We start from the raw sequence: 23944 nt of genomic DNA, 5'->3' as shown, positions 1-23944 counted from the left end.
CTTCTGTAGTTAGCGCTAAGCATAGATGAATCACCCCAGAACAACAGCCTCCGGGGCGTAAAAAGTTGTACAAGGTGTTAATGGCGTGTACAAATTAACCCGTCAGACCGGACGCAGATAACGTAGCGTAGCGTCTACAACCAGCTGGCGATTACGGGCGAGACTTTGCTGCTCGCTTTCGTTACCGCCAAACAGCGTATGAAAGGTATAGCGATTGGCGACATTGTGCGTGCAGATGCTGCTGATCAGGCGGTGTACGTCTACCGTCTCCGCTTTACTGTCAAACACCCCCGATGCTTTGCCGCGGCGAAGAATATCCTCCAGCACATCGAGCGCACTTTGGTTCAACGTTTTGATCCGGGTTGACTGACTGATATAGCGGCCACGCATCAGGTTTTCGCTGCAGACCAGGCGCATAAAGTCGGGATGGGAGATGTGATAGTCAAAGCTGGCTTCCGCCAGACGCGCCATCGCAATGACCGGCGGCATCTCTGCCAGATTCAGCCCGGTTTCATGCTGACGGATGGCCTGATAAACCTGTTCCAGCACCTCAACATAGAGATTTTCTTTATTGCTGAAGTGATAGACCACCATGCGTTTAGTGGTTTGCGCATGGTCAGCAATCTGCTCCATGCGCGCACCCTGCAGGCCAAACTCAGCAAATACCGCAAGCGCACCGGCAAGGATGCGTTTTTTCAACCCTTCCGGGTCGTTTTTTCTTTTGGCAGTAGCGGGCATAGCAATTGATTAATCCATCGTCTCAGGAACCCTTTACAGGGCTAACATCCACCATATTACCACAGAAAATCTGCGGCTTCGGCGGAAAGCGACGGATCGGGTTGCCAGAAACAGGAGATCAGAAGTAGGGATGGGTGCCATCAATCACACTGCTGTAATGACCTTTGATTTTTTCACTCAGTAACGCCTCTCCCGGCAACTCGCGTCCCCGAAGAATGGCTTCGGTGGTGAAGCAGAAAATCAAAATAGCTTTGCTACAGAGGTTAGCCGCTTCGGTATAGCTCTCCAGCGTCTGAAAATAGTCATCGCTGCTTCTGGCTTTCTCCTGACAGGAGGTCATTACCGAAGCTAACATCCGGTAGACGTCGATAGCGTCACCCAGCAGCGGGATCTTGCCGATCGAGAAGGCGAGGATTTTTTCGATACGAATAAACAACTGTTTTCTGCCGGGTGTCGAGAACAGCTCTTCTAACGTCTCCAGCCAGAGATTAAAGGTGGTGGAGAAGAGATCGTTTTGCACCATCTCCAGGCTGGCATGTTGCCAGGAAAAAGAGGCTGCAAGCCGGGTAAACTCCTGGTGGTAGTGCAGATAAACCTGTTCATCGGTTTCGTCAGCAAACGCCAGCTTGTTACTCGCCAGCTCAAAGGATTGCAGCTCCTGCAGGCTTTCCGGTTCATGCCACTCAATCAGCCGCGCTTTGCGCTGCTGCAATGTTTTAAGCGCTTCCAGATCGTGAAACGTTGCCATGGCGATCTCGCTGGCTAACAGCGCTTTGTTGATGGTCTGGATGACCGCTGGTGATTGCACCACAGAGCGCTCCGCCAGCAGTTCGTTGCGTCGGTTCAGGTAAGCTGCGGCAGGGCTGAGGAAATTGCTCATGGGAATTCTCGTTATCGGAGGGAGACAGGGTGCGTTGAACCTGTACAGAAGGAATGAGTATGGCATAAGTTTACCTGCGGAAAATCAGGCGGGTGCCATTTTCAGGATAATGCCAGTAATATCAGCGTAATCAGCAGGTTAAAATGGCATTATGGATACACTTTCTGCCGGGGTTTACCCGGCTTCTCTGTTGCGCTGATTTATCCATTTTTCGGCGTTTTCAGGGAATAAAGAGTGAACGTCCTGAACATGCACAGGCTAAAACTCCCGCCTGAAAAATAGTTTCCCGGGGCAATTTTCCTTGCGCTTTTGTGACGGCTGCTACACTTATTTCCACGCAGCTGATAACGATTCAGCTCTTTTCCCAGTCAGAACGCCTGATTTAGTCCGGCGTGACAGCATTGTATAAAGGAGACAGCGTATGACAGACCGTCCACAACATCCGCAGCAGGCTCAACAGCAAACCTGGCCCGGCAGTTTTCTGCAAATGCAGCCGAAACCCGATCATGGTGAAACCAGCTATCAAGGCTCGGGTCGCCTGCAAGGTAAAACCGCACTGATTACCGGCGGCGATTCGGGGATTGGCCGCGCCGTCGCCATCGCTTATGCCCGTGAAGGGGCGGACGTGGTGATCTCCTATCTGGATGAGCATGATGACGCAAAAGATACCGCGAAGCTGGTTGAAGAGGCGGGTCAGAAGGCGCTGCTGATTGCAGGCGACATAACTGACGCTGACCACTGCCGCAGCATTGTGGCGCAGACGGCCGAACATTTTGGCAAAATCGATATCGTGGTGAATAACGCGGCGTATCAGATGACGCGCAATTCGCTGGATGAGATTAGCGATGATGAGTTCGATCGCACCATGAAAACCAACCTCTACGCCATGTTCCATATCTGCAAGGCCGCGGTGCCGCATATGCCTTCTGGCGGCTCGATTATCAATACCGCCTCGGTGAACGCTGATCAGCCTAAGCCCTTGCTGATCGCCTATTCGGCAACCAAAGCGGCGATTGTTAACTTCTCCGGCAGCCTGGCAGCGCTGTTGGCTGAAAAAGGGATCCGCGCCAACGCCGTTGCTCCCGGCCCCATCTGGACCCCGCTGATCCCGTCAACCATGCCGCCGAAAAAGGTGGAAAGCTTTGGCGCAGAGGTCCCGCTGCAGCGCATGGGTCAACCAGCCGAAGTGGCACCTGCCTACGTCATGCTGGCCAGTGATGAAGCAAGCTATATCTCAGGCGCAACGGTCGCTGTTACAGGCGGCGTCGCGGTGATTTAAGCTGGCCAGAGGAGGGAAGATGAAAGCTTATCCTGTGAAACTGACCACGCCGTTGGCGACGCATATTTTCGGCGGCCAGCGCATCCGGCAGCAACTGGGCAAAGCGGGCCTTCCCGATTCGCGGATTGCTGAAACCTGGGAAGTCAGCGACGTGGAGGGGATGATCGCCTCCGTGACCAACGGCGAGCTGGCGGGGAGCACGCTGCGCGAGTTAACCAGGAACTATCCTGATGAGATGGTCGCGCCTGGCTGGCGCGGCCCGCACTTTCCGCTGCTCAGCAAATTTATTGACGGAACCGGCATGCTGCCGGTTCATCTGCATGCCAATGATGCGCTGGCGCAGCAGCTGTAACAGCAGCCAAACGGCAAAACGGAAGCCTGGCATATTCTCTGGGCGGCGCCGGAGGCGACCTGTCTGCTGGGTGTGCGTGAAGGCGTAGATAACGCACGGCTCAAGGCGGCACTGCTGGCCGAGGATTACGATGCGGTGATGCATCGGGTACCGGTTAAATCGGGCGACACTTTTTACGTGCCCGGCGGCATGCTGCACAGCTTCGGTCCCGATACGCTGATTTATGAAATTGAGCAGACCTCCAATATCCAGCAGCATGCAATGCCGTGGAAGATGGAGGATGGCTCCAGGCTCTCAGCAGCAGAGTGGGAGAAGAACATTGATGCGTTGCTCAGGGAGTTGCGACCTGAGCTACGCTGCACACCCCAGCGTGGGCTGGAACTGAAAGAGAACGGTCTGACGCGGCTGATCTGCTGCGCAGGTCCCTATTTTGCGCTGGAGCGTTGGCGCTTTACCCAGCCGCAGCGGTTCAGCTTTCACAGCGCGCGCATACTTTCTAACCTCGGCGAGCCGCTGGAGGTGGAAGCGAACGGCGTCAGCGTCAGCCTGGGGCGCAGCGAATCCCTGTTGCTGCCCGCCGCACTGGAAGAGGTGACGCTACGCGATGCCGGTGAGCTGCTGCTCGGTTATATCCCGGATCTGGAACGTGAAATTATCGCACCGCTGCGTCAGGCTGGTTATGACCAGGCGGCCATCGCCCGCCTGGGCGACCTTGATGGAACACTGCGTTAGGAGGAGTTATGCTGCCATACAGTATGCACGGGCAGGGTGAAACAACATTTGTGCTGATGCATTATCTGGGCGGTTCGCACCGTACCTGGTCTCCCGTGCTGCCCTTGCTTGAGCGCGATTTTCGCTGCGTGGCGCTTGATATGCCGGGTTTTGGCGATGCCGTGGAGAACAACGAGTACGATATCGCATCAATGGCGCGCCAGGTGGATGAAGTTATCCGCCACCTCGCGCTGAAGCAGGTGATTCTGGTCGGCCACTCTATGAGCGGAAAAGTGGCGCTGGCGCTGGCTGCCAGCCAGCCTGATTACCTGCAACGACTGGTGCTGGTGGCCCCTTCGCCGCCAGGCCCACAGCCGATGAGTGAGCAGGATCGCCAGGCGCAGGCCGCTTATCAGGGAACGCGTGATGAGGCTGAAGCCTTTGTGGACGGCTCCTGTTCCGCCCGCTTGCCGGATGCGCTGCGCGAGGTGGCAATTGCCGATGCGCAAAGGGCCAGCCTCGCAGCATGGCAGGCGTGGCCGCTGCACGGCAGTCTTGAGGATTGGCGCGAGCGCATGGGTCGGTTGGAGCTGCCAGCCCTGATGGTGCTGGGGAGTGAAGATGGCAACGTGCCGGGCGTTGAAGCGCAGCGGCAGATTATGCAGACGCATCTGCCGCAGGGTGAGATAGCGATAATTGAGGATGCCGGGCATTTGATGCCGATGCAGACGCCGCAGGTGCTGGCGGAAAGAATGCTGGCGTTTGCCCGCCATTCATTTTAACCCGGAAAGCGTTTTCCTCCGGCAAGCCCCTACATAAAAAGCCCGCTCAGGTTCCCCTGATCGGGCTTTTTATGTTTAAAAATCCTACTGTAACGCCAGACGGTTCTGCCGGAAAGTTTTGTCTGAAGTCGAGGTGGTTTGCACACCTGCAAAAAATGAAATGTAATTGTCACCAGCAGAATTGCCGTAAATAATTTCCCGGGATGTATCCATGATGTTTCAGGCTGCAGAGTTGATATCTGCAACCTGAATTATTCAGAGGGGTTCTGCGTTTATTTGACGAAAACGAGATAAATTATAATGATTTTAATAGAAGTGGATCGCTGTCCAGAATAAGCGTGTCGCGGACTTCCCAGCCCTGCAGTTTGCCCGGATTAAGTAAGCCGCCAGGATCCAGATTCATTTTAACAGACACCACTTCAGCTTTAATTTCCCCTTGTTTCCCCTCTTCAATTTTAAAAACGTGCGGATTATTTATTTTCACATCCCGATCGCGAAATATCTGCATTATTTCGTTGAGTCTCGCCTCGTCAGAATAACGGACTAATTGCAATCCGCTGGCAGTAATATTGCCATCATTGTCGCGCAGGAACTCAATATGCGAAAGAACCTCATCACCAAAAAGTTCTGCCATCTCGATAATCTGCTGACGATAATTTCTGTCATTAAACGCCGTCTGCAAGTAGGTCAGGGAAGGATCCACCTTGAGCGCATGCAGCGTGGTGTGATTCCAGCAATATTCCATCAGTGAGGCATTGGCTTCACGAGCCGCTTCCGCCGTCTGACGCAGGGCATTTTGCCCACGGTGTCTGGTCAGCAGCGTGGCGCACAAACCTTCACTTTGCCGGGCGATGACGCTGATAACAGCATGCTGATCGGCACGGTAATTGCCGTTTATATGGCTGAAATAGTGCGGGATCGGGGCAGCAAACAGGGCGAGCTGCCGTTTAACCAGACCCGGTGAGCGGGCAAAGGCATTGGCATAATCCAGGGCGTCGGTGAAGTCATCGAACACCTCCAGCCGCTCAATCCACTGCTGCGCCGGTGCCAGCGCCAGCTCCACTTCCAGCACAATCCCGTTGCTGCCATAAGCGTGGTGCAGCAGCAGCGCCTGAGGAGCGGGCACGGTCAGAATGCGTGGCTCTGCTTCCATGGTCATCACCTTAACGCTGAGTACATTCCCCGGAGCGCCAAGCGGGCCGTAGTTAATCGAGCCAATACCGCCAAATCCGCCGCCATAAAGCCCACCCAGCGTGGCAAGCCGGTAAGTGGAAGGCATGCAGCGCAGCTCCCAGCCAGCCGGGCGGGTTACCGTTTCGATCTCTGCCAGGCGGATGCCAGCCTGCGCGCGCACCCAACCTTCACCCACTTCACAAACCTGATTAAACGCGGTCATATCGACCAGAATACCGCCCTGGAGCGGCACCAGCTGGCCGTAGTTGCCGGTCGCGCCGCCGCGCAATATCAGCGGCAGGTTATGCTGCACACAAGCCCGAACCAGCAGGCTCAGCTCTTGTTCATCGCGTGGCCGCACTACCGCATCGGCCTGCTTATTTTCCAGCTGCTGTTTCAGCACCGGGCTGAACCAGTGAAAATCGCGCGACAGGCGTTTAACCTTTGGTGCCTGCAAAGTCCACTCTGCGTCGGGAAGCGCCAGCAGGATCTGCTCAAGCGCGCGCTTACGTTGTTCACTGTCCATATTGCCTCTTTGCAAAATGAGGGTTGAGTTAGCGGGACTGCACGGCTTCGCTCTCATGCCAGGCGCTGAGTGCCCGGCGGGAAATCCACGACATCGCGCCAAACAGGGCGATGCCGGTCAGCGAAATCAGCAGCAGAGCGGCAAACATCAGCGGAATGTCCAGCTGATAGCCCGCCTGTAATATCTGATAGGCCAGCCCGGTATTGTTGCCGCCGGTTCCCGCCACAAACTCTGCTACCACCGCGCCGATCAGCGAGAGTCCGCTGGAAATGCGCAGCGCGCCGAAAAAGTAAGGCAGGGCGGAGGGAATGCGCAGGCGGAGCAGCACCTGCAAACGGCTGGCGTGGCTTAACTGGAAGTAGCTCAGCAGGCCGGGAGAGACGCTGCGCAGCCCCTGAGTGGTATTGGAAATAATCGGGAATACCGCCATCAGCGTTGAGCAGACCACCAGAGAGAGCGTGGTGTCCTTGACCCAGATGATGATCAGCGGCGCTATAGCCACAATCGGCGTGACCTGCAGAAAGACGATGTAGGGGAAAAGAGCCGTTTCAACAAACCGGTTCTGCACCAGCACAAAGGCTACCGCTGCGCCGATAATGATCGACAGCACAAAGGAGATCAGCGTGATTTTCAGCGTGAACAGCAGCGACATCATCAGCGATCCTAAGTTGGTCCACAGGCTCTGCACCATCACCACTGGTGAAGGCACCAGAAACTGCGGGACTTTGAAATAGCTGACCCACCCCTGCCACAGCAAAACCACCACGACGGCAACCAGCGCGGGATAGAGGATCTTACGGAACGTAGGGTTGCTGGCCCACGGCGACATTTTTTGTGTCTGCATAACGTTACTCCTTACCTGACTGACTGGCCTGCAGGAGACTCTCCTGCAACCGCCTGGCATAAACTGAAAATGCCGGGCTGACGCGAAAATCTTCATTGCGTGGGAAAGGCTCTGCGATCGCTATCTCCTCCACCACGCGCCCCGGCCGGGCAGCCATCATGATCACCCGCTGCGACAGAAATACCGCTTCGTGAATAGAGTGGGTGACGAAAACCACTGTCAGGCCCTGCTCACGCCACAGACGCAGCAGATCGCTGTCGAGTTTGTTACGCGTAATCTCGTCGAGGGCGCCGAAAGGTTCATCCATCAGCAGCAGTTTCGGTCGCGTTACCAGCCCGCGCGCAATCGAAACACGCATCTGCATACCGCCCGACAGCTCACGCGGCAGAACGCTGGCAAACTTGCCCAGCCCGACCAGCTCGAGCGCTTCGCTGACGCGGGTGTTGGCTTCCGCCCGCGGCACGCCTGCCAGATCTAACGGCAGACGCACGTTGCTGTGTACGTTGCACCACGGCATCAGCGTCGCTTCCTGAAAAACGAATGAGAGCGGCACCTGCGCCTTTTCACGGCTGTCGCGGCGCCATAACATCAGCTTACCGTCGGTTGGCTCGATCAGTCCGGCCACCATTTTCAGCAGCGTACTTTTGCCGCAGCCCGACGGGCCAAGCAGCGTGACAAAATCCCCCTGATTAATCGTGAGATTGACCGGCAACAGCGCGCGCGTGCCGTTGGCGTAAATCTTCTCGGCAGAGAGCACCTCAATGGCTGGCTGAGGAGGGAGGCTGGTTGAGCGCAGGTCGCTCATCACCGTGAGTTTGGGGGCTGAACTCATGGCATAACCTTCGCGTCTTTGATCATCTCAAGGGTATAGGTCTGATCAAACGGCACTTTGTCGGCAGAGATCAGCTTGTTTTTGACCAGCATCTCCCAGGTCTCTTTCAGACGAGGTTGCGTGATGATGCCAATACCGCCAGTTTGCGCATCGCCGCCCGTCACCAGCTGATACTTCTTCATCTGGGCAATGCCGAAAGCAATCTGGTCATCGCTCATGCGTGGGTTATCCTTTTTAATCAGCGCGTTGCCAGCGGCAGGATCCTGCAGATACGCTTTCCAGCCCTGCATGGTGGCTTTCACAAAAGCCGCCACTGCGGTTGGATGGTTTTTAACGGTATCAGCCATGCAGATGATTGAGTTGCCGTAGGGCGGGTAACCCCAGTCGCTGAGCGGATAGACGTAGAAAGGCTTGCCGCCTTTTCCCACCGAGAAAGGTTCGGAGGTGACGTAACCCTGCTGCACCAGATTATTGTCGGCCAGGAAAGGCTGAACGCTGAAGGTATAAGGGCGAACTTTAGCATTAGCCAGACCCAGTTCGCTTTTAGCCCAGGGCCAGAAGGAGGTGTAGGCCTCGGTAGCCAGCAGGAAGGTTTTCTCTTTCAGCTCCTGAGGTTTATCAACCTTGTCATGGCTGATAAATACCGTTGGCGAATGCTGAAACACCGTCGCCACCGTTACCGCGTGGACGCCAGCCTGCCAGGTCTCAAGCGCCTGACCGTTGTCGCCTAACGTACAGTCAGCCTGACCCGCGGCCATCAACTGCATCACGTTTACCTGCGGGCCACCCATTTTAATGGCGACCTCCAGTCCCGCATTTTTGTACAACCCTTTGGCCTGCGCTTCATAAAAGCCGCCGTGCTCCGCCTGAGCGTACCAGTTGGTCAGGAAAGTGAATTTTTCTGCTGCCATGCTGGGGAAGGAAGATCCGGCCAGCAGCAGGGCAATCAGGGAGTAAGTGGGTTTGCGCATGCTATTCATCAACAGTATTCCTTTATTCAGAGGCAAAAGAAGAGGAAGGGGGCGTAAAAGAGCTCTGCACAAAGCCGTTCCAGTGATGTTTGCCCCAGGTGGGCTCGCTGCGGGCTTTCCATACCATCTGGTGAATTTCCGTAATAGCCTGCGCCCAGCTCGCCGCCAGCGAGTCGAGGATCGCATGGCCCTGCTCAACGGTGGCCTGCGTCGGGTCGCCAATCACGCCGCTGGGGCCAAAATCATAGGAAGCCCAGGCGGCGGCCGGACGGCTGCTGGAGAGCGTCGGGCAGGGGAATTCTGGCGGGTAGTTGGCTACCGCATGCTCCATATGGACGCACTCTGGTGCCAGCGCCAGCATCACTGCGGTTTCGCTGTGACCGGCATGCATCGCCATTTTTTGCTCTTGTGCGCTGAGAAACTGGTTTTCCACGTTCGGCACGCGGAACACGTCATGGGGGATCATGATCATGTCGCCGTGGCGCAGACGCATCTCGCGTGAAGCCATCTGCAACACCTGCGGCTGGCCACCGTGGCCATTTATCATCAGCAGTTTGCGGAAGCCGGCACGGTAGACCGATTCGGCGATCTCCAGAATTGTCTGCAACAGCGTGTCGCCGGTCAGCGTCAGCGTACCGGGAAAATTGAGATGCTCATCCGACTTGCCATAAGTCACAGGCGGAATGGCATAGGCCGGGATCTCTTTGGGCAAACGTGCCAGCGCATGGCCAGCCACACCGGATGAGATGACGCTATCAACCGAGCAGGGAAGATGCGGGCCATGCTGCTCGATAGCGCCGGTGGGCAATACGATGACGGTATTGGCTTTGTCCGGCAGGGCAGCAATCGCCGTCCAGCTCAGAAAAGGCAGGAAGCGGGCTGCGGGAATATAACCATTAATCATTTTGCGCCTCGTTGTCAGACATTATTTGGTCGAGCGGGATTGCGGCAGCCAGGCTGTAGCCTCAACTTCAATCAGCACCTCGGCGCTCGGCAGCATCTCACTGACCTGCACCACGGTAGAGACCGGCGGTTGCCCCGGATAAAACAGTTTTCTGACCCGGCTGTAATAGGGGAAGTGATCGAGGTTGCGGAAGTACTGCACCAGTTTGATCACGTCGCTCATCTCGCCGCCCGCCTCTTCAATGGTGTGGCGGATGCTTTCCAGCACATACCAGCTTTGTGCAAGAATGGGGCCTTGTTTGGCGTCGGTGGAAAATTCCCCGGTTTCGCCAAGCAGGAGCCGTGCTTCGGCAGGGATATCCTGAAAACCCCGCACCAGGGTCGCGGTCTGCGGATTGACAGGAATAATGCCGGAGAGAAAAATGAACTCTCCCGCCCGGCGCCAGGCCGCATATTTTGCGAGCGGTTTGCCCGCTCCAGCTTCAAGACTCATGGCAAAACTCCGGGTCCCACGTACGTTGAAAGGTCAGCCTGCCCTGGTGGATCACCACGCGAGCCGCGCTGTTTAAAGGCCAGGTAACGCTGTCGCTACCGGGGAAAAGTATCAGCGTGGCGTCGCTTCCCGCTGCCAGCGGTAACTCAGCCGACATCCCACCAGTCAGCGCAGCGGGATCGCAGATCAACCGTGACTGCCGATCAAAAACAGTCTCCAGCTGCAGCGAAAACAGCGCGCAGCTCAGCGTATCCAGCGGGTCATAGCTGCCAGCCGGACAAAAGGCATCCTGCACGTTGTCACAGCCCAGCATCACCGGGACGCCTGCCGCCTGCGCTTCTTTCAGTAAGGTGATCCCCCGCTGGCGCGGCGTTTGCCCGACGACCGCGTCCTGCAACAGTAAATTTGTCATGGGCAGAGCAATGAGGGTGACGCTGTGCGCTGCCAGCACTTCAAGCACTTCCTGCGCCTGTTGTTCACTGCCGGAAGCCAGTGCGCAGCCGTGGCTGCAGCAGATGTGGCCGCTGAAAGCATTCTCAGTGAGATAGTGGGCCAGCCAGACTAAGCCGTTAGCTTTGTCACTCAGCTCCTCGTCGATATGTAAATCGAGATCGAGATGCCAGCGTGAGGCGCTGCTCATCAGGTTGGCCATCGCCACGGGATCCCAGTTGGATGAGTGAATAAATCCGCCCAACAGGCAGTGTTCACCGCTTTCTGCCACCGCGCGCGCAATGCTCTCTGCCGCTGCCGCATCAGCAAAAAAGCCTAACGGCGCCAGGGCAACGCGTTGCAGCGTGACGCCAGGTGGTGCAATGCGCGCCATTTCAGACCAGGCCAGCGGCGGAGTCAGCTCAAACCAGTCGATATGCGTGCGGAGCTGGGTCACGCCGTTGGCGGCAGCCCACGCCAGCCCTTGCGCAGCTCTCTGATAGAGATCCTCAGCACTCCAGTGCTGGCGATCCGCATGCATAGTCTCAATAGCAGCTAATAAACCCGGTCTGGCGGGACGGCTGCGGCGAATAGTGAATGTTTTATCCAGATGCGCATGGGGCTCAATCAGCCCTGGCAGAGCTAATGCGCCCTGAACATCCCACAGCTCACCCGAAGAAGGGTGATGGGGCTGCAACAACGAGATCTTGCCTGCTGCAAAGTGCAGATCTGCCGTGACGGGTTCACCCTGTTCATGCGGCCATTCGTTGGGGAGCAGCCACGCAGGAAGGCGGACATTGGCAATGCCCTTCAACGGCGAAGCGGGTTGGGTCGGGTTCATTTTCAGGCTCCGCATTGGCATCACAGGTCCAGCACCAGCAGGGGACTCTTGGAGCGGGAGCAGCAGAGTGTGATTTGCGTGTTCTCCGCTTTTTCTTCCTCAGTCAGCACGCAGTCCCGGTGATCGGGAATACCGTCGATAACATCGGTAATACAAGAGCCACAAATACCTTGTTCGCACGAGAGCATAATATCGACTCTGGCGCTCAGTAATACCTGCGCAATAGTCTGGTTGGGACTGACCAGATAACGCTGGCCGGTTGAGCTCAGCTCAATATGGAAGGCGGTATTATCGCTCTGCTGCGTTAATTCAGCGTTGCTGAAACGCTCGAAATGTAATTGATCTGGCCGCCAGTTGTGCTGCTGCATAATAGCCTGCAGGCGCTCAATAAAGCCGTCAGGACCGCAGGCTATCACTTTCGTCTGAGCAGTGGGCTGAGTGAGGCTGGCCGGCGGTTGGTGGCGCAGGGAATCGTTTGCGTCGCTGTAATGAAGAAAAACAGAAGGAGCCAGTTTTTGCGCGCTCAGACGTTCAGCAAAAGCCATCTGCTGGCGGGTCGACACATAATAATGCAGTTCGAATTCGTTGCCGCGCCGGGCGATCTCATCCGCCATTGCCAGCAGTGGCGTAATACCGATGCCGCCTGCCAGCAACAGATAGCGCCCGGCCTCCGGCAACGGAAAATGATTGCGGGGAGCCGATATCGTCAGGCTGTCGCCGGGTTTATATTTATGATGAATAAAGTGGGAGCCGCCGGAAGAGGTCTCAGCAAGTTTGACGCAGACTTCGTAGCTATCCCCATTATTCTTTTCGCCACAAAGAGAATACTGGCGAGGGCCGACGTCAGGAATAAAAATATCAATATGAGCGCCAGGTAAATAGTGCGGTAATAAATAACCCGCCTGCGGAATAAGTTCTAATAACAGATTCCCTGAACCATTTTCAGCGATCGTTTTAATTGTGACAGGAATGACTTCAGCCTCTTTCATTCTCTTTTACCATATTTAAGCGATGAAACGTTTGTTCCCGTTGCAATGAAAGCTACGTTATTGCTATAACAGCGTTGCGTCCAGAGCTTTGATTCGCACATCCCGTTGCATAAAAGAGAGCACCCAGCCTATGTTTGCTTTTTCAAAGTTCCTGCTCTATTTCACCGAAGTTGCCCGCCAGGGCTCCTTTCGCAAGGCTTCCGATACGTTGCACGTCGCCGCTTCCTCTATTGACCGGCAGATTTTGCGGGTGGAAAAAGAGCTGGCGATGCCGCTGTTTGAGCGCCACCCCACCGGGCTGCGGCTGACGGCGGCTGGCGAGCTGCTGCTGCACGCCGCTAATAACTGGAAAAAGGATTTCTCACGTGTCCGTGAACAGCTTGATGACCTGCGCGGGCTAAGGCGGGGCCACGTGCGGATTGCCACTATTGATGCTATAAACCGCCACTTTTTCTCGTCGATGCTGAAGAAAGTGCATCAGGATTACCCCAACATCTCCTTTACGCTGACCACCATGAATAATATCGATATTCAGCAGGCGCTAATCGCCGGGGATGCGGACTTTGGCATTATGCTCAATCCACAAAGCTCAAAAGAGCTTCAGGTACAGGCTTTCGCGGAAATCAATCTGGGGATTGTGGTGCCGAAGGGGCATCCGCTGGAGGGGAGAAAGGGCGTGCGGTTTAGCCAATGCCTTGAATACTCTTTTATTATTCCCTCAGCACCGCTGATGCTCTCCGGGCCGGTGGAGGCACTGCTTAACAACAACGGCGGCATCGTTAATGAGGTGGCGGTCTCCAATAATATCCATATGATCCGCTCGCTGATCAAAGAGAAAATTGGTATTGGTATCCTCTGCTGGCTCGACATCATGGATGAAGTCTATGACCAGCAGCTGGTGTTTATTCCGCTGACTGACCCGCAGTTAAAAACCTTCACGTTATCACTCTGCGTTGCCCCCGCCAGGCAGCTTTCGCTGGCGGCATCAATGATGCTGAAACAGCTGGAAGGGTTGTTCAGCGAGATAGATGCATCGGGCCACTGATCGGCCCTGTTGCACATTTTTGGTGCGCAGTGCCCCTCCATGAATCAAATGTTGCAGATGCATTCCGTCTTTCCGCATCAACAAACGCCGGTAAACCTGGCGCGGTGAAGTTGGCATCGTTTTTGTATAGCTTAAAGTGAGTAGAAGCGGTCAGCGCAGCGTAGTGCGCGGGACATTGCTCAGCAACCATTTCGCGGTTCATTTCGGGCCGGATTGGGAGGCTGAGCCGCATCTGCTTACTCTCTCTCCGGCAATGATCAGGAGAGGAGCAATGAAGTTAATATCCCGCATTTCCCTGTCTTACTGCGTGCTGAGCACGCTGATGTTCGGCACATTTTCCCACGCTGCCCAGGCCGGTGAGAAACTGGTGCTGTTGACCTCCTGGTACGCGCAGGCGGAGCAGGGCGGCTATTATCAGGCGCTGGCGAACGGCATTTACAAGCGTTACGGGCTGGATGTCACTATTGAGTCCGGCGGCCCGCAGATCAACGGCATGCAGCTGCTATTATCAAAGCGCGCTGACGTTATCATCGGCTATGACCTCCAGCTTCTCGAGGCGGTGCAGCGTGGCTTTCAGGCCAAAGCTATCGCCGCACCCTTCCAGTTCGACCCGCAGGGGCTGCTGACGCACGCTTCGGTCACCTCCCTGGGGGGCCTTAAAGGAAAAACCATTCTGGTCTCCAGCTCGGGGCAGTCCACCTGGTGGCCATGGCTGAAGGCGCGCTATCAGCTCGACGATTCCCAGGCCCGTCCCTATACCTTCAACATCCAGCCCTTTGTTGCTGACGATAACGTTGCGCAGCAGGCCTATGTCAGCTCTGAAGTTTTTCAGGCGCAAAAAGCGGGGGTGAAATCGAATTTCTTCCTGTTCTCTGAGCATGGCTATCCCCCTTATGGCGGGATTTTGATCACGCGCCCCGATCTGATTAGCAGCCGTAAAGAGGCGATGGCTAAGTTTGTCCAGGCCTCGATGGAAGGCTGGGTTAGCTACCTGCAAAACCCCGCGCCGGGCAATGCGCTGATCAAAAAAGAGAACCCTAAAATGACCGACGACCTGCTGGCCTGGGGTGTTCAGCAGATTAGTCAGCATCACCTGATTGATGGCGGCGACGCCGCCACGCAGGGCTGGGGCACCATGACCGAAGCCCGCTGGCAGAAAACCCGGGATTTTATGGTAAAGGCCGACTTGCTGAAAGCGGACACTGACTGGAAGCAGGCTTACACCACCAGCTTTACTGAACATATGCACGTCAAACCCTGAGGAGCATGGCGATGGTTTCTGACTCATTACTGATTAAAAACGCCTGCAGCATTCTCACGGGGTTGCCCGGCGTGGCTGCCCGTCACAGCGGGCCAGATATTCGGGTACGCAACGGCGTGATTGAGGCTATGGGTATGCTGACGGCAGAGCCTGAAGAGCGACTGATCGATGCCCGCGACTGCGTCATCTATCCGGCGTGGGTGAATACACACCACCACCTGTTTCAGTCGTTGCTGAAAGGCGAGCCGCAGGGGCTGAACAAAAGCCTCACCGGCTGGCTAAGCGCTACCCCTTACCGTTTTCGCGCCACCTTCGACGAACAGACATTCCGGCTGGCGGTGCGCATCGGGCTGATCGAATTATTGCGTTCCGGCTGCGCGACCGTCGCCGATCACAACTATCTCTACTGGCCGGATATGCCCTTCGATCCCTCCGACATTCTGTTCAGTGAGGGAGAAGCATTGGGCATGCGCATCGTGCTTTGTCGCGGTGGCGCAACTCAGGGACGGTCGATTGAGAAAGATCTGCCGCAGGCGCTACGCCCGGAAAACTTCGACGCTTATATGGCAGATATGGAACGCCTGGTGGGACGTTATCACGACCCAAGCCCGGGATCTTTGCGCCGCGTGGTAATGGCGCCGACGACGCTTCTGCACTCGGCGCCGGGTTCGCAGCTGCGGGAAATGGCAAAACTGGCTCGCAGCTCAGGCATCCGGCTACACAGTCACCTGTCGGAAACCGTGGATTATCTGGATGTGGCGCGTGAGAAGTTCGGCATGACCCCGGTGCAGTTCTGTGCCGAACATGACTGGCTGGGTGACGACGTCTGGTTTGCGCATCTGGTGAAACTGCTGCCGGAAGAGATCGCGATGCTGGGGCAGAGCGGCACCGGGATTGCCCATTGCCCACAGAGCAACGGGCGGCTGGGCAGCGGAATTGCCGATCTGTTAGCGCTGGAGAGGGCTGGCGTGCCGGTTTCTCTGGGCGTTGACGGCGCAGCCTCGAATGAGGCAGCCGATATGCAGAGTGAAACCCATGCGGCATGGCTGTTACAGCGTGCGCGTAAAGGGATGGCGGCCAGGCCTCGCTATGAGGGCGGCACCTTTGAAGGGGGAGGAGACGCGGCGACCATTGAAGATGTGGTGCGTTGGGGCACGGCAGGCGGCGCACAAATACTCGGCCTGCAAAAAAGCGGCACCCTGCAGGTGGGCATGCTGGCGGATATCGCAATTTACCGGCTCGACGATCCGCGCTATTTCGGCCTGCATGATATGGCGATTGGCCCGGTTGCTTGCGGGGGGCGCGCCTCGCTCAAGGCGTTGATGATTAACGGCAGGGTGATCGTCGAAGATGACGTGGTGCCAGGTCTCGACCTTGAAAAGCTGCGCCTTCAGGCGATCTCCGCGGTGCGTCTCTTACAACAGCGTGCCGCTGGCTAACTCTATTGCAAAAAGAAGGGTAAAAAACATGTCACAGCTAAACCAGACTCAGTACGGCCTGCAGGAACTGGAAAAAGAGGCGGTGATGGGCGCCATGGGCGAAGAGACCTTTGCCCGTGAAGTTCGCTGTATTGACCTCTCCGATTTCGATCGGCGCAAAAGCGAGATTGCCGACCAGCTCTGGCAGGCTGCGGTTGAAATTGGCTTCTTTCAGGTCAGCAATCATGGCATTGAACTGAACGATATTCGTCATGCTTTCCGCTCCACCGAAGCGTTCTTCTCGCTGCCTGAGGAGGTGAAAGCACAATACCCGCTGGCGAGAAACGCAGGATGGGAAAATAAGTCTCAGGTGCGCCCGTCAACCAGAACGCCCGATCAGAAGGAATCTTATCAGATCACCCGTCCGTTAATGGAAGGGCTCTGGCCTGACGATCGGGCGTTGCCTGGCTTTAAAGAGACGATGCTGACTTTTGAGTCTCAGTGCTGGGCGCTGGGGATGAAGCTGTTATCCTGCTTTGCGCTTAAGCTCGGCTTCCCGGAGCACTTTTTCGGGCAGGCGCACAACCCGGATGAGAAAACCTACCAGAGTACGCTGCGCTTGCTGCATTACTATGCCGCCGAACAGTCGGCACAGGGAATGTGGCGTGCGGGTGCGCATACCGATTTTGACTGCCTGACGCTGCTTTTCCAGCGCCCGGGGCAGGGAGGATTACAGGTTTGCCCGGGCAGGGAGCGTGAAAGCCAGCAGTGGACCAGCATCGAGCCGCGTGAAGAGGTGATTACCTGTAATATTGGCGACATGCTGATGCGCTGGAGTGACGATCAACTGCCGTCAAATTTCCATCGGGTGAGAAGCCCGTTGCCCGGCGAGTATCAGGGGGAGCGCTACAGCCTGGCCTTCTTCTGTCAGGCTAACAAAGATGTTGAAATTCTCGGCCCGCAGGCGAAGTATCCCGCCATCAGCGCCGAAGATTATCTGCAACAGCGTATTCAGGCGAACTTTGCCAAAGGGTAAGTTTAATTTGCTCTCTCTTTAGCTCTCGTTTAAAAAGCCATAAGCCCGCTTTAGTATGTAAAAGCGGGCTTCTTAAAAGATATCAGAAGTAGTGGCAGGGGCAATGAGAGAATGCGGCAAGTTTTAAGCCTCAAATCTGCGCAACATATTCTCACTTCACCCAGTGAATTATAAAAGATATAAGCCTTATATAAATCTGCCGGAGTTTTATCTTTTGATTACTTCATTCTCAGGAGGTTAGCTGACCCATAATTGAAGTGAGGTCTGCTTTTTTATCCACTGCGCCAGCAGAGGAGGCTTTATCAATCAGCTGAGGTAGATATTTCGCCAGAAGATCCTGCGCATTACCGGTGCTAATGCCCATCTTACTGGCCAATTGTTCTATCGCCTCTGAATTAAACATTTTCCCCACAATATCGCTACTGAGAGCAACATTGTTTTCATCACCCAGCCAGGAGTTAACAACTTCACTGAACTCACCACGCTGAAGATGATCCACGATAGCATGCAGGCCCCCTTGCTGCTCAACCCACTCAAGCACGCCTTTAACCTCCTGAGTAGTTCTAACGTTAAGACCGCACATCCCCAATACTTTTTCCAGTAAACTCATGTTATTACCTTTTTTATTACTCTTCAGGACTGTTTACAGGCTCTGATTTTATGAATCACAAACAGGACAACAATTGACCCCGCTGTAGCAATGGCAATGCTGTAAAGATTGAAACCATTTATGTTGCCAAAACCCAGAGAGGTACTGACGACACCACCAATCAGAGCGCCGATGACGCCAAGAACGATGGTCATGATAATCCCCATATGTTCCTTACCGGGCATAATACATCTGGCAATAACGCCAGCAAGTAAACCAAATATGACCCATGACAATATACCCATCAGTTCTTTCCTTCTCTCTTTTTTATAATGAAAATGTTTAGCGTTTATTTAATTCTCAGATTAAAAGCAGGTGTATCGTACGCCACGCAGTACCTGTCTGGCAATTAAGCTAAGTAAACGTAACAAAAACAACAAGGGGTTAAATATGAGCATTTTGGATAGCATTAAAAATATTGGTGACGAGTTGTTACATTCTGGGGGTAATAATGTTGAAGATAAAAAAACGGAGTCTGCCGGTGAACGAACTTATATCGTTAAGTCTGGTGATACATTAAGCGCAATAGCTAAACAATTTTATAATGATCCCGCTAAATATATGAAGATTTTTGAGGCCAATAAAGAGACCTTGAGCAGCCCGGATAAAATAGTTTCCGGTCAGGTCTTACGCATTCCTGAGTAATTATTCGCTAGTGCCTTCTGCCAGTTGGAAAATTTTTTCCAGCTGGCAGTTGTTCAGGATCTAAGCACATTTGGTACCGTTATAACGTAGCTGTCGTAGCGGAGAGGGTCCCATTACGCCGGATAAAAAACAGAACCGATTGCAGCAGCTTTAACCATAGTGAAATGGGGTAAGCAGGGCGTTTCAGGAAAGTTAGTGGCGATCGTTCTACGATGTTCTCTGTAGAAGAAGGGTAGCCAGAACGAGCAACAAAAAGTCGCCTCTAAGCGAGATTGTCTCCAAAGAGCTATAACAGTCTGCTCAGTGCCAATAGCGGACGTTGTCAGTGGGTCGGTACAATGAGTAGCGGGATGCAGCACAGTCATTATCGCTGTAAATAAAAACATGTTTTAAAAAACAGTATTGACCTCTACTCTTAAATGAGTAAATTAGCACTTAGCAGCACAATGAAAGTGGTTAGTAAGTTAGTGAATAGTAAGAAGTACTGGGAAAGCCATTTTGCTTTACAGGCCACGAAGTTTGTTGTTTGGGATGTAGTTTGTTTTCAGGCCTCGTAGTTTTGTGCTGGTTCGCAAAATGGTAGTGTTAGCGCGACGATGTAAAGTCTTGTTTTTTGAGTTGATGCTGGCGATTTTGTTTATTTATTGTCACCATGCCAGCAAAAGGCAATGCATCAAAGAGTATATGTCGCGATGGGGGATGTGCTTGTTGAAGTTGTCACGCTTAGATTTTAAAAGCGCAGACAAGTGTATAACGAGATAAACGGAGGGAGGGCTTTTAGTATTAATTCCCTGGATTATCTGGAATTAACGGGTACATTTTAAAGCAGTATAAATAGCAGTATCACTTTATTAAGTCAATTAATGTTAAATCTGAAGTCTGTAGTACCTTAAAAGCCCTGGCTGCAATGGTCAGGGCTTTTAAGATTACTGCCCGCTTTGAATTGTAAGTTTCCCCAACAAATCATTGACAAAACTAACCTTGATTATTGTTCCATAAGAGTTCACCATGCCTCATCGGTTTGGCATACAGACCTTATGAAAGCAGTTTTAGTAAAGCAGTCCTCATTTCAAGCGTTATCCTTAGATACTCTTCTGCATGAGCCTCCTCCTAAGTGCCCAATAAGTCCCCATCTGCAAGCAGGCCATGTTTGCCACCACGTGTGGCTCAAGAAAATTTAAGGAAATATCTATGTCTGATAAAATGACTGGTTTAGTAAAATGGTTTAACCCTGAAAAAGGCTTCGGCTTTATTACGCCAGCAGATGGTAGCAAGGATGTATTCGTACATTTTTCTGCTATCCAGAGCAACGATTACAAAACGCTGGACGAAGGGCAGAAGGTTGAGTTCTCAATTGAGAATGGTGCCAAAGGTCCGGCAGCTGCTAACGTTATCACGCAGTAATAGCTGATAATGACATGAACACTTACGATAGCGATGATGGCATCAGCCTGAGCAGATAAGTGAACGTGATAAAAAACCCGCCTTGAGCGGGTTTTTTACGTTTCCGGCATGATAAGTCCCTGAGCCAGGCCGGGACTCTTTACCGAAGCACGCAATATGATAAAAGCAAAAAGCCCGCTTAAGTTTCCTTAAGCGGGCTTCTTTAATATGGCTCCTCTGACTGGACTCGAACCAGTGACATACGGATTAACAGTCCGCCGTTCTACCGACTGAACTACAGAGGAATCGGTTTCGATGGGGCGCATAATAGCGATGCTGCCGGGTGCTGTCAACAGCAAAAAACACGCTAGCTTTCAACTGGCTACGTTTGAATCAACCCGTTGTTTTAGTGAACGATCCCGCCGCCTGAGAGCCGGTTTTGCGCACTGGCCTCCCGCCGGGCAGGATCCTGACGATAAAACTGCACAAACCGGGCGTACAGGGCAGGGAAGCGTTCCAGAAGGAGCTGCGGGGCCGTGAAAAAATATTCTGAAAGTACCGCAAAACATTCGGCGGCATCGCTGGCGGCATAGGCATCAATGCTCGCGGCATTCTCACCCACGGTATCTATCTCATCCTGGATATCCTGCATCGCCATCAGCAGATCCTGTTCCCAGCCCGCCACATCCCGCAACGGAACAGCAGGAATGCCGTTAGCGTGGCCGCTGCCCCGGCTGTCGAGTTTGTGCGCCACTTCATGCACGATCAGGTTATAGCCCGAGAGATCAAAGGAGTCCTGGACGTCCAGCCAGTTCAGTACCACAGGGCCCTGCAGCCAGCTCTGTCCGGAATGCACCATCCGTTCATGGTGTACCAGACCAAACTCATCCTGCCACTCATCGTCTACCATAAAGGGACCTGGGTAGATCAGCACTTCATGAAAACCATCAAGCCACTCATAGCCAAGATTCAGGACCGGCAGGCAGAAAATCAACGCCAGCCGACAGCGCTTCAGCTCATCCAGCTCAAAATCCTGTAGCGGGACCAGCCGTTTCTGCTGCAGAAAACGGGTTGCAAGGTGGATCAGGGAGTGCTGCTCCGCTTCTGAAAGCGCGCCAAGCAGAGGAATGGTCATTGCCTGCTGCCACGGAAAGCTTTCCCGGGCATCTTCTTCGGTTTTCCATGGCCATTTGATCATCATGCAACCCTGTTCGCTGAAGAGAACTTTACCATGCCGTAGCGCGCAGCATTGCGCAACTGCTGCTTTTGGCAACAGTGCGCAAGCGGAAGAGATGAAGGGGTAGGCGCGCCAGCTTTAAGACGCGTATTCAATCAGTTAATGCTGCCTCTGTCTGTGACCGGGCACATAAAGTGCCCGGCAAACTTCAGATGCGTTCAAATTCGATGACCCAGACCCAGGGATTCACTTCCCAGCTGGTGCCGCCATACTGAAGCGCCCACTGCTTACGGTAAGCATCCTTGGAGGAGACGGCTTCACTGTGCATGGTAAAGAAGTTATTCAGAAAGTGGGAGTCAGTCTGCACGCCTTCTGCAATCACATCGTCGTCGCTGATATCCTGAATTTTCTCCACCCTGATCCCCTTCACCAGCAGATCGATGCGGCTTGCCCAACGCGGCATATGGATACCGGCCTGCCAGCCAAACTGCTCGTTTTCATCCTCTACGGTAGAAAACTGGCTGGTATCAGCACGATACTGGCAGAACTGAGCCGTTTTAAATTGTGCGGGTGAGCGCTGGTACTCAGCCATCTGATCCTGAGCGATAACGGGACCGCGCCAGGTCTCTCTCACCCACAGTTTGTCGCCAGGCTGACCGTAAGGGCAATGGTAACTTAAGTTTTCCATCCCCACCACGCGGTTACCCTGCAGGTGATTATTCAACACATCAATACCATAGCACCCCTCATGGTTGTCCTGTCCGGGACCAAAGAGTTGTGACTTCATAATGCGCCGAGTTTGGCTCTGTTGGCCTGAGAGCAGCGCTCGCACCCGTTGATCGCTAAACAAAATCGGGCGTTCTTTCATGGTTTGACCTCTGTTACTTACATGTGGAACTGCTAATCACAGCAACACTAAAAAGACAATACAGATTAATCTGAACATTAATCTGAAAAAAAAGTTGTGCGTCAAAATTTTAGTTAATCATAAGCTGTGCTTGTAGATCTTGCTGCCCGACAAGGCCCGTTTTTACGGCCAGAATAGTGGGGGGACCTTTCCGGTCCTGCCCGATAAATATACCCTGAATCGTAGCGGGTTAACAAATTTGACATATGTTGCCTTTACAATCTCTTACGCTGGCAGGGCTGAAGCCAGCTCTGTTAAGCAGGCTAAAAAGCGCCAAAGTAAGCGATTACCGGGTATCGGTAATTCTATCTTACTCCGGCCAAAAAAGCTGAAAGTTAATTTCACAGCGTTCATTATGTCTGTTTAACCATTTGGCTGAAAATTAATCACAAATTTTTCTATAGCAAAAGGCTGAAAAAGGGAAAAATGTTGTGATTTCGTTAAAATTAAAGTTATAAACATGATGGGGATCGCATTTTGACCAAAGGGTCTACCCGGATTGCACCCCAGTGGACCCTCCCGAACCCACTGACATCCCGATAAGTCCAAACAATAAGGAGAAGTCTATGTCGCTTATTAACTGGCAAATGCGTTTTGAAAGCTGGCTGCATGAAACCTGGCCGCAGGATGATAAAGCGCATGATGTTGCCCATTTGCGGCGCGTCTGGCAGACAGCTCAAAGGATAATGAAAGGAAGTGAGGCTGATGAGCTGGTTGTGCTGACTGGCTGCTATTTCCACGATATTGTTAATCTGCCAAAAAACCATCCGGAACGTCATCTCGCTTCCGCAAAAGCGGCTGTGGAGACGCAGCGCATCCTGCAGGAGGTCTTCCCCGATTTCCCTGGCGAAAAGCGGGCAGCCGTCGCTCATGCCGTCCATGCCCACAGTTTTAGTGCAGGTGTGACGGCGGAAACGCCTGAAGCAAAAATCGTGCAGGATGCCGATCGGCTTGAATCGCTGGGCGCCATTGGGCTGGCGCGCGTGTTTTATGTTTCCGGTGCGCTGGGCCGGTCGCTGTTTGACAGTGCCGATCCGCTGGCGCGCGAACGTCAGCTTAATGACACCGAATGGGCGCTGGACCATTTTCAGAAAAAACTGCTTACGCTGCCTGCCACCATGCAAACCGCGGAGGGCAAGCGTCTGGCGGAACATAATGCCCGCTTCCTGGTGACCTATATGGCCAAGCTCTGCGCTGAATTAAAAGGGGATTTCTGCGCGCTTGATGAAGAGGTGCTGCGAGAGTTCAGCCCCGTTTCATAGAAATATTAAATTTTTATGAATGGATAGTTAAATCGTACTAAACAGGCTAGCTTGTCAGGGACATTTCTCAGGAGAATCAGGTATGACCGACAACGTAAGCCTTACGATCAAGATCGATCCCACCTTAAAGGAAACGCTGAAATCGCTGGCCCTTGAAAATCAAATTTCTTTAAGCCAGGAAGTTTGCCAGCGTTTGCAGGAGAGTCTGACCGCGCCTCAGCCCTCTGCTTTGGATAATCAGAGTACGGAGGAGGAAGTGGAAGGGCAGTTGAATGCCAGCGAGCTGAAACAGATCCGGGCTTTGTTGAAAAAGTCTAAAAAGAAGAAATAAACGGCCGTGGTCAGCCCTTCATCCAGGGTGAGGGGCTGACCACCCAAAAAAATCAACTGTGCAAATTCAGCTTAAACCGCTACTTCG

General features: G+C 53.7%; 26 protein-coding genes and 1 tRNA gene. 12 read left to right on the top strand and 15 right to left on the bottom strand.

From position 1 onward, the window contains the following. Positions 1-102 precede the first annotated feature (102 nt). Together Q3V30_RS13280 and Q3V30_RS13275 are read right to left on the bottom strand one after the other, a co-directional pair. Positions 103-738: a TetR/AcrR family transcriptional regulator gene (locus tag Q3V30_RS13280; protein ID WP_306206380.1), complete on the bottom strand. Its 636-nt coding sequence runs from the start codon at positions 736-738 to the stop codon at positions 103-105. Positions 739-856: 118 nt separating this feature from the next. Beyond that, on the bottom strand, positions 857-1618 hold the full coding sequence (locus tag Q3V30_RS13275; RefSeq protein ID WP_306206378.1) for a hypothetical protein: 762 nt from the start codon (positions 1616-1618) through the stop codon (positions 857-859). A gap of 421 nt (positions 1619-2039) precedes the next feature. Here Q3V30_RS13275 and Q3V30_RS13270 point away from each other — a divergent pair, with 421 nt between their 5' ends. From Q3V30_RS13270 to Q3V30_RS13255, 4 genes are all read left to right on the top strand, one after another. After that, the gene (locus Q3V30_RS13270; RefSeq protein ID WP_306206376.1) at positions 2040-2897 is read left to right on the top strand and encodes an SDR family oxidoreductase; all 858 of its coding nucleotides are present in this window, start codon (positions 2040-2042) and stop codon (positions 2895-2897) included. A 19-nt stretch (positions 2898-2916) separates the two neighbouring features. Next, positions 2917-3249, top strand: a complete 333-nt coding sequence (locus tag Q3V30_RS13265) for a hypothetical protein (RefSeq protein WP_306206374.1) — start codon at positions 2917-2919, stop codon at positions 3247-3249. A 72-nt stretch (positions 3250-3321) separates the two neighbouring features. Next, the gene (locus tag Q3V30_RS13260) at positions 3322-3981 is read left to right on the top strand and encodes a hypothetical protein (protein WP_306206372.1); all 660 of its coding nucleotides are present in this window, start codon (positions 3322-3324) and stop codon (positions 3979-3981) included. 8 nt (positions 3982-3989) lie between these two features. Continuing rightward, entirely contained in the window at positions 3990-4742 is a 753-nt protein-coding gene (locus Q3V30_RS13255; protein ID WP_306206370.1) for an alpha/beta fold hydrolase, read from the top strand. Positions 4743-5037: 295 nt separating this feature from the next. On the opposite strand, the gene Q3V30_RS13250 is transcribed toward Q3V30_RS13255, so the two are convergent. From Q3V30_RS13250 to Q3V30_RS13215, 8 genes are read right to left on the bottom strand one after another with little or no spacing between them, the layout of a single operon-like run. After that, on the bottom strand, positions 5038-6441 hold the full coding sequence (locus tag Q3V30_RS13250; RefSeq protein ID WP_306206368.1) for an FAD-binding oxidoreductase: 1404 nt from the start codon (positions 6439-6441) through the stop codon (positions 5038-5040). Positions 6442-6469: 28 nt separating this feature from the next. Then, positions 6470-7285, bottom strand: coding sequence for an ABC transporter permease (locus Q3V30_RS13245; RefSeq protein WP_306206366.1), 816 nt, complete (start codon positions 7283-7285; stop codon positions 6470-6472). A gap of 4 nt (positions 7286-7289) precedes the next feature. After that, positions 7290-8117: an ABC transporter ATP-binding protein gene (locus tag Q3V30_RS13240; RefSeq protein WP_306206364.1), complete on the bottom strand. Its 828-nt coding sequence runs from the start codon at positions 8115-8117 to the stop codon at positions 7290-7292. After that, the gene (locus tag Q3V30_RS13235) at positions 8114-9088 is read right to left on the bottom strand and encodes an ABC transporter substrate-binding protein (RefSeq protein WP_428979264.1); all 975 of its coding nucleotides are present in this window, start codon (positions 9086-9088) and stop codon (positions 8114-8116) included. Before Q3V30_RS13235 ends, Q3V30_RS13240 begins: the two co-directional genes overlap by 4 nt. Before the next feature lie 22 nt (positions 9089-9110). After that, positions 9111-9992: a creatininase family protein gene (locus Q3V30_RS13230; protein WP_306206360.1), complete on the bottom strand. Its 882-nt coding sequence runs from the start codon at positions 9990-9992 to the stop codon at positions 9111-9113. Positions 9993-10013: 21 nt separating this feature from the next. Next, entirely contained in the window at positions 10014-10484 is a 471-nt protein-coding gene (locus tag Q3V30_RS13225) for a RidA family protein (protein ID WP_306206358.1), read from the bottom strand. Continuing rightward, entirely contained in the window at positions 10474-11754 is a 1281-nt protein-coding gene (locus Q3V30_RS13220) for an amidohydrolase family protein (protein ID WP_306206357.1), read from the bottom strand. The genes Q3V30_RS13225 and Q3V30_RS13220 overlap by 11 nt, the downstream gene beginning before the upstream one ends. 20 nt (positions 11755-11774) lie before the next feature. Next, positions 11775-12743 carry a PDR/VanB family oxidoreductase gene (locus Q3V30_RS13215; RefSeq protein ID WP_306206355.1) on the bottom strand — a complete coding sequence of 323 codons (969 nt, stop codon included), beginning with the start codon at positions 12741-12743 and terminating at the stop codon, positions 11775-11777. Positions 12744-12873: 130 nt separating this feature from the next. Between Q3V30_RS13215 and Q3V30_RS13210 the strand changes: the two genes are divergently transcribed. The 4 genes from Q3V30_RS13210 (at position 12874) to Q3V30_RS13195 (ending at position 17503) form a co-directional block, all read left to right on the top strand. After that, on the top strand, positions 12874-13788 hold the full coding sequence (locus Q3V30_RS13210; protein WP_306206353.1) for a LysR family transcriptional regulator: 915 nt from the start codon (positions 12874-12876) through the stop codon (positions 13786-13788). Between the two features lie 271 nt (positions 13789-14059). Beyond that, a complete protein-coding gene (locus Q3V30_RS13205) occupies positions 14060-15049 on the top strand; it encodes an ABC transporter substrate-binding protein (protein ID WP_428979209.1) in 990 nt (329 codons plus the stop codon). Between the two features lie 11 nt (positions 15050-15060). Then, positions 15061-16488 carry an amidohydrolase family protein gene (locus Q3V30_RS13200; protein WP_306206351.1) on the top strand — a complete coding sequence of 476 codons (1428 nt, stop codon included), beginning with the start codon at positions 15061-15063 and terminating at the stop codon, positions 16486-16488. Positions 16489-16516: 28 nt separating this feature from the next. Continuing rightward, entirely contained in the window at positions 16517-17503 is a 987-nt protein-coding gene (locus Q3V30_RS13195; protein ID WP_306206349.1) for an isopenicillin N synthase family dioxygenase, read from the top strand. A gap of 229 nt (positions 17504-17732) precedes the next feature. On the opposite strand, the gene Q3V30_RS13190 is transcribed toward Q3V30_RS13195, so the two are convergent. Both Q3V30_RS13190 and Q3V30_RS13185 read right to left on the bottom strand, forming a co-directional pair. Continuing rightward, positions 17733-18113: a YidB family protein gene (locus tag Q3V30_RS13190; RefSeq protein ID WP_306206347.1), complete on the bottom strand. Its 381-nt coding sequence runs from the start codon at positions 18111-18113 to the stop codon at positions 17733-17735. A gap of 23 nt (positions 18114-18136) precedes the next feature. After that, complete coding sequence (locus tag Q3V30_RS13185) at positions 18137-18397, bottom strand: GlsB/YeaQ/YmgE family stress response membrane protein (RefSeq protein WP_306206345.1); 261 nt, start codon at positions 18395-18397, stop codon at positions 18137-18139. A gap of 145 nt (positions 18398-18542) precedes the next feature. On the opposite strand from Q3V30_RS13185, the gene Q3V30_RS13180 reads away from it, so the two are divergent. Both Q3V30_RS13180 and cspE read left to right on the top strand, forming a co-directional pair. Further along, entirely contained in the window at positions 18543-18797 is a 255-nt protein-coding gene (locus Q3V30_RS13180) for a LysM peptidoglycan-binding domain-containing protein (protein WP_428979208.1), read from the top strand. Between the two features lie 1191 nt (positions 18798-19988). Next, positions 19989-20201, top strand: coding sequence for a transcription antiterminator/RNA stability regulator CspE (gene cspE, locus Q3V30_RS13175; protein ID WP_306206342.1), 213 nt, complete (start codon positions 19989-19991; stop codon positions 20199-20201). 208 nt (positions 20202-20409) lie between these two features. On the opposite strand, the gene Q3V30_RS13170 is transcribed toward cspE, so the two are convergent. The 3 genes from Q3V30_RS13170 to Q3V30_RS13160 form a co-directional block, all read right to left on the bottom strand. Beyond that, positions 20410-20485, bottom strand: a tRNA-Asn gene (locus tag Q3V30_RS13170). A gap of 101 nt (positions 20486-20586) precedes the next feature. Beyond that, entirely contained in the window at positions 20587-21378 is a 792-nt protein-coding gene (gene mtfA, locus Q3V30_RS13165) for a DgsA anti-repressor MtfA (RefSeq protein WP_306213203.1), read from the bottom strand. 187 nt (positions 21379-21565) lie between these two features. Continuing rightward, positions 21566-22225: a hypothetical protein gene (locus Q3V30_RS13160; protein WP_306206340.1), complete on the bottom strand. Its 660-nt coding sequence runs from the start codon at positions 22223-22225 to the stop codon at positions 21566-21568. A 605-nt stretch (positions 22226-22830) separates the two neighbouring features. Here Q3V30_RS13160 and Q3V30_RS13155 point away from each other — a divergent pair. Together Q3V30_RS13155 and Q3V30_RS13150 are read left to right on the top strand one after the other, a co-directional pair. Beyond that, a complete protein-coding gene (locus Q3V30_RS13155) occupies positions 22831-23526 on the top strand; it encodes a phosphohydrolase (protein ID WP_306206338.1) in 696 nt (231 codons plus the stop codon). A gap of 82 nt (positions 23527-23608) precedes the next feature. After that, complete coding sequence (locus Q3V30_RS13150) at positions 23609-23857, top strand: hypothetical protein (RefSeq protein WP_306206336.1); 249 nt, start codon at positions 23609-23611, stop codon at positions 23855-23857. Positions 23858-23944 lie beyond the last annotated feature (87 nt).

Source organism: Erwinia pyri, from assembly GCF_030758455.1.
Taxonomy (GTDB): domain Bacteria; phylum Pseudomonadota; class Gammaproteobacteria; order Enterobacterales; family Enterobacteriaceae; genus Erwinia; species Erwinia pyri.
This window is presented reverse-complemented; position numbering and strand designations above follow the sequence as displayed.

What these genes read in the sequence shown, in the direction of transcription:
- Q3V30_RS13225 (WP_306206358.1), bottom strand. Translation starts at nt 10,484, where the DNA reads ATGAGTCTTGAAGCTGGAGCGGGCAAACCGCTCGCAAAATATGCGGCC.
- Q3V30_RS13280 (WP_306206380.1), bottom strand. Translation starts at nt 738, where the DNA reads ATGCCCGCTACTGCCAAAAGAAAAAACGACCCGGAAGGGTTGAAAAAA.
- Q3V30_RS13230 (WP_306206360.1), bottom strand. Translation starts at nt 9,992, where the DNA reads ATGATTAATGGTTATATTCCCGCAGCCCGCTTCCTGCCTTTTCTGAGC.
- Q3V30_RS13185 (WP_306206345.1), bottom strand. Translation starts at nt 18,397, where the DNA reads ATGGGTATATTGTCATGGGTCATATTTGGTTTACTTGCTGGCGTTATT.
- mtfA (WP_306213203.1), bottom strand. Translation starts at nt 21,378, where the DNA reads ATGATCAAATGGCCATGGAAAACCGAAGAAGATGCCCGGGAAAGCTTT.
- cspE (WP_306206342.1), top strand. Translation starts at nt 19,989, where the DNA reads ATGTCTGATAAAATGACTGGTTTAGTAAAATGGTTTAACCCTGAAAAA.
- Q3V30_RS13240 (WP_306206364.1), bottom strand. Translation starts at nt 8,117, where the DNA reads ATGAGTTCAGCCCCCAAACTCACGGTGATGAGCGACCTGCGCTCAACC.
- Q3V30_RS13205 (WP_428979209.1), top strand. Translation starts at nt 14,060, where the DNA reads ATGAAGTTAATATCCCGCATTTCCCTGTCTTACTGCGTGCTGAGCACG.
- Q3V30_RS13235 (WP_428979264.1), bottom strand. Translation starts at nt 9,088, where the DNA reads ATGCGCAAACCCACTTACTCCCTGATTGCCCTGCTGCTGGCCGGATCT.
- Q3V30_RS13275 (WP_306206378.1), bottom strand. Translation starts at nt 1,618, where the DNA reads ATGAGCAATTTCCTCAGCCCTGCCGCAGCTTACCTGAACCGACGCAAC.
- Q3V30_RS13180 (WP_428979208.1), top strand. Translation starts at nt 18,543, where the DNA reads ATGAGCATTTTGGATAGCATTAAAAATATTGGTGACGAGTTGTTACAT.
- Q3V30_RS13160 (WP_306206340.1), bottom strand. Translation starts at nt 22,225, where the DNA reads ATGAAAGAACGCCCGATTTTGTTTAGCGATCAACGGGTGCGAGCGCTG.
- Q3V30_RS13200 (WP_306206351.1), top strand. Translation starts at nt 15,061, where the DNA reads ATGGTTTCTGACTCATTACTGATTAAAAACGCCTGCAGCATTCTCACG.
- Q3V30_RS13195 (WP_306206349.1), top strand. Translation starts at nt 16,517, where the DNA reads ATGTCACAGCTAAACCAGACTCAGTACGGCCTGCAGGAACTGGAAAAA.
- Q3V30_RS13210 (WP_306206353.1), top strand. Translation starts at nt 12,874, where the DNA reads ATGTTTGCTTTTTCAAAGTTCCTGCTCTATTTCACCGAAGTTGCCCGC.
- Q3V30_RS13220 (WP_306206357.1), bottom strand. Translation starts at nt 11,754, where the DNA reads ATGAACCCGACCCAACCCGCTTCGCCGTTGAAGGGCATTGCCAATGTC.
- Q3V30_RS13265 (WP_306206374.1), top strand. Translation starts at nt 2,917, where the DNA reads ATGAAAGCTTATCCTGTGAAACTGACCACGCCGTTGGCGACGCATATT.
- Q3V30_RS13245 (WP_306206366.1), bottom strand. Translation starts at nt 7,285, where the DNA reads ATGCAGACACAAAAAATGTCGCCGTGGGCCAGCAACCCTACGTTCCGT.
- Q3V30_RS13270 (WP_306206376.1), top strand. Translation starts at nt 2,040, where the DNA reads ATGACAGACCGTCCACAACATCCGCAGCAGGCTCAACAGCAAACCTGG.
- Q3V30_RS13250 (WP_306206368.1), bottom strand. Translation starts at nt 6,441, where the DNA reads ATGGACAGTGAACAACGTAAGCGCGCGCTTGAGCAGATCCTGCTGGCG.
- Q3V30_RS13155 (WP_306206338.1), top strand. Translation starts at nt 22,831, where the DNA reads ATGTCGCTTATTAACTGGCAAATGCGTTTTGAAAGCTGGCTGCATGAA.
- Q3V30_RS13150 (WP_306206336.1), top strand. Translation starts at nt 23,609, where the DNA reads ATGACCGACAACGTAAGCCTTACGATCAAGATCGATCCCACCTTAAAG.
- Q3V30_RS13190 (WP_306206347.1), bottom strand. Translation starts at nt 18,113, where the DNA reads ATGAGTTTACTGGAAAAAGTATTGGGGATGTGCGGTCTTAACGTTAGA.
- Q3V30_RS13215 (WP_306206355.1), bottom strand. Translation starts at nt 12,743, where the DNA reads ATGAAAGAGGCTGAAGTCATTCCTGTCACAATTAAAACGATCGCTGAA.
- Q3V30_RS13255 (WP_306206370.1), top strand. Translation starts at nt 3,990, where the DNA reads ATGCTGCCATACAGTATGCACGGGCAGGGTGAAACAACATTTGTGCTG.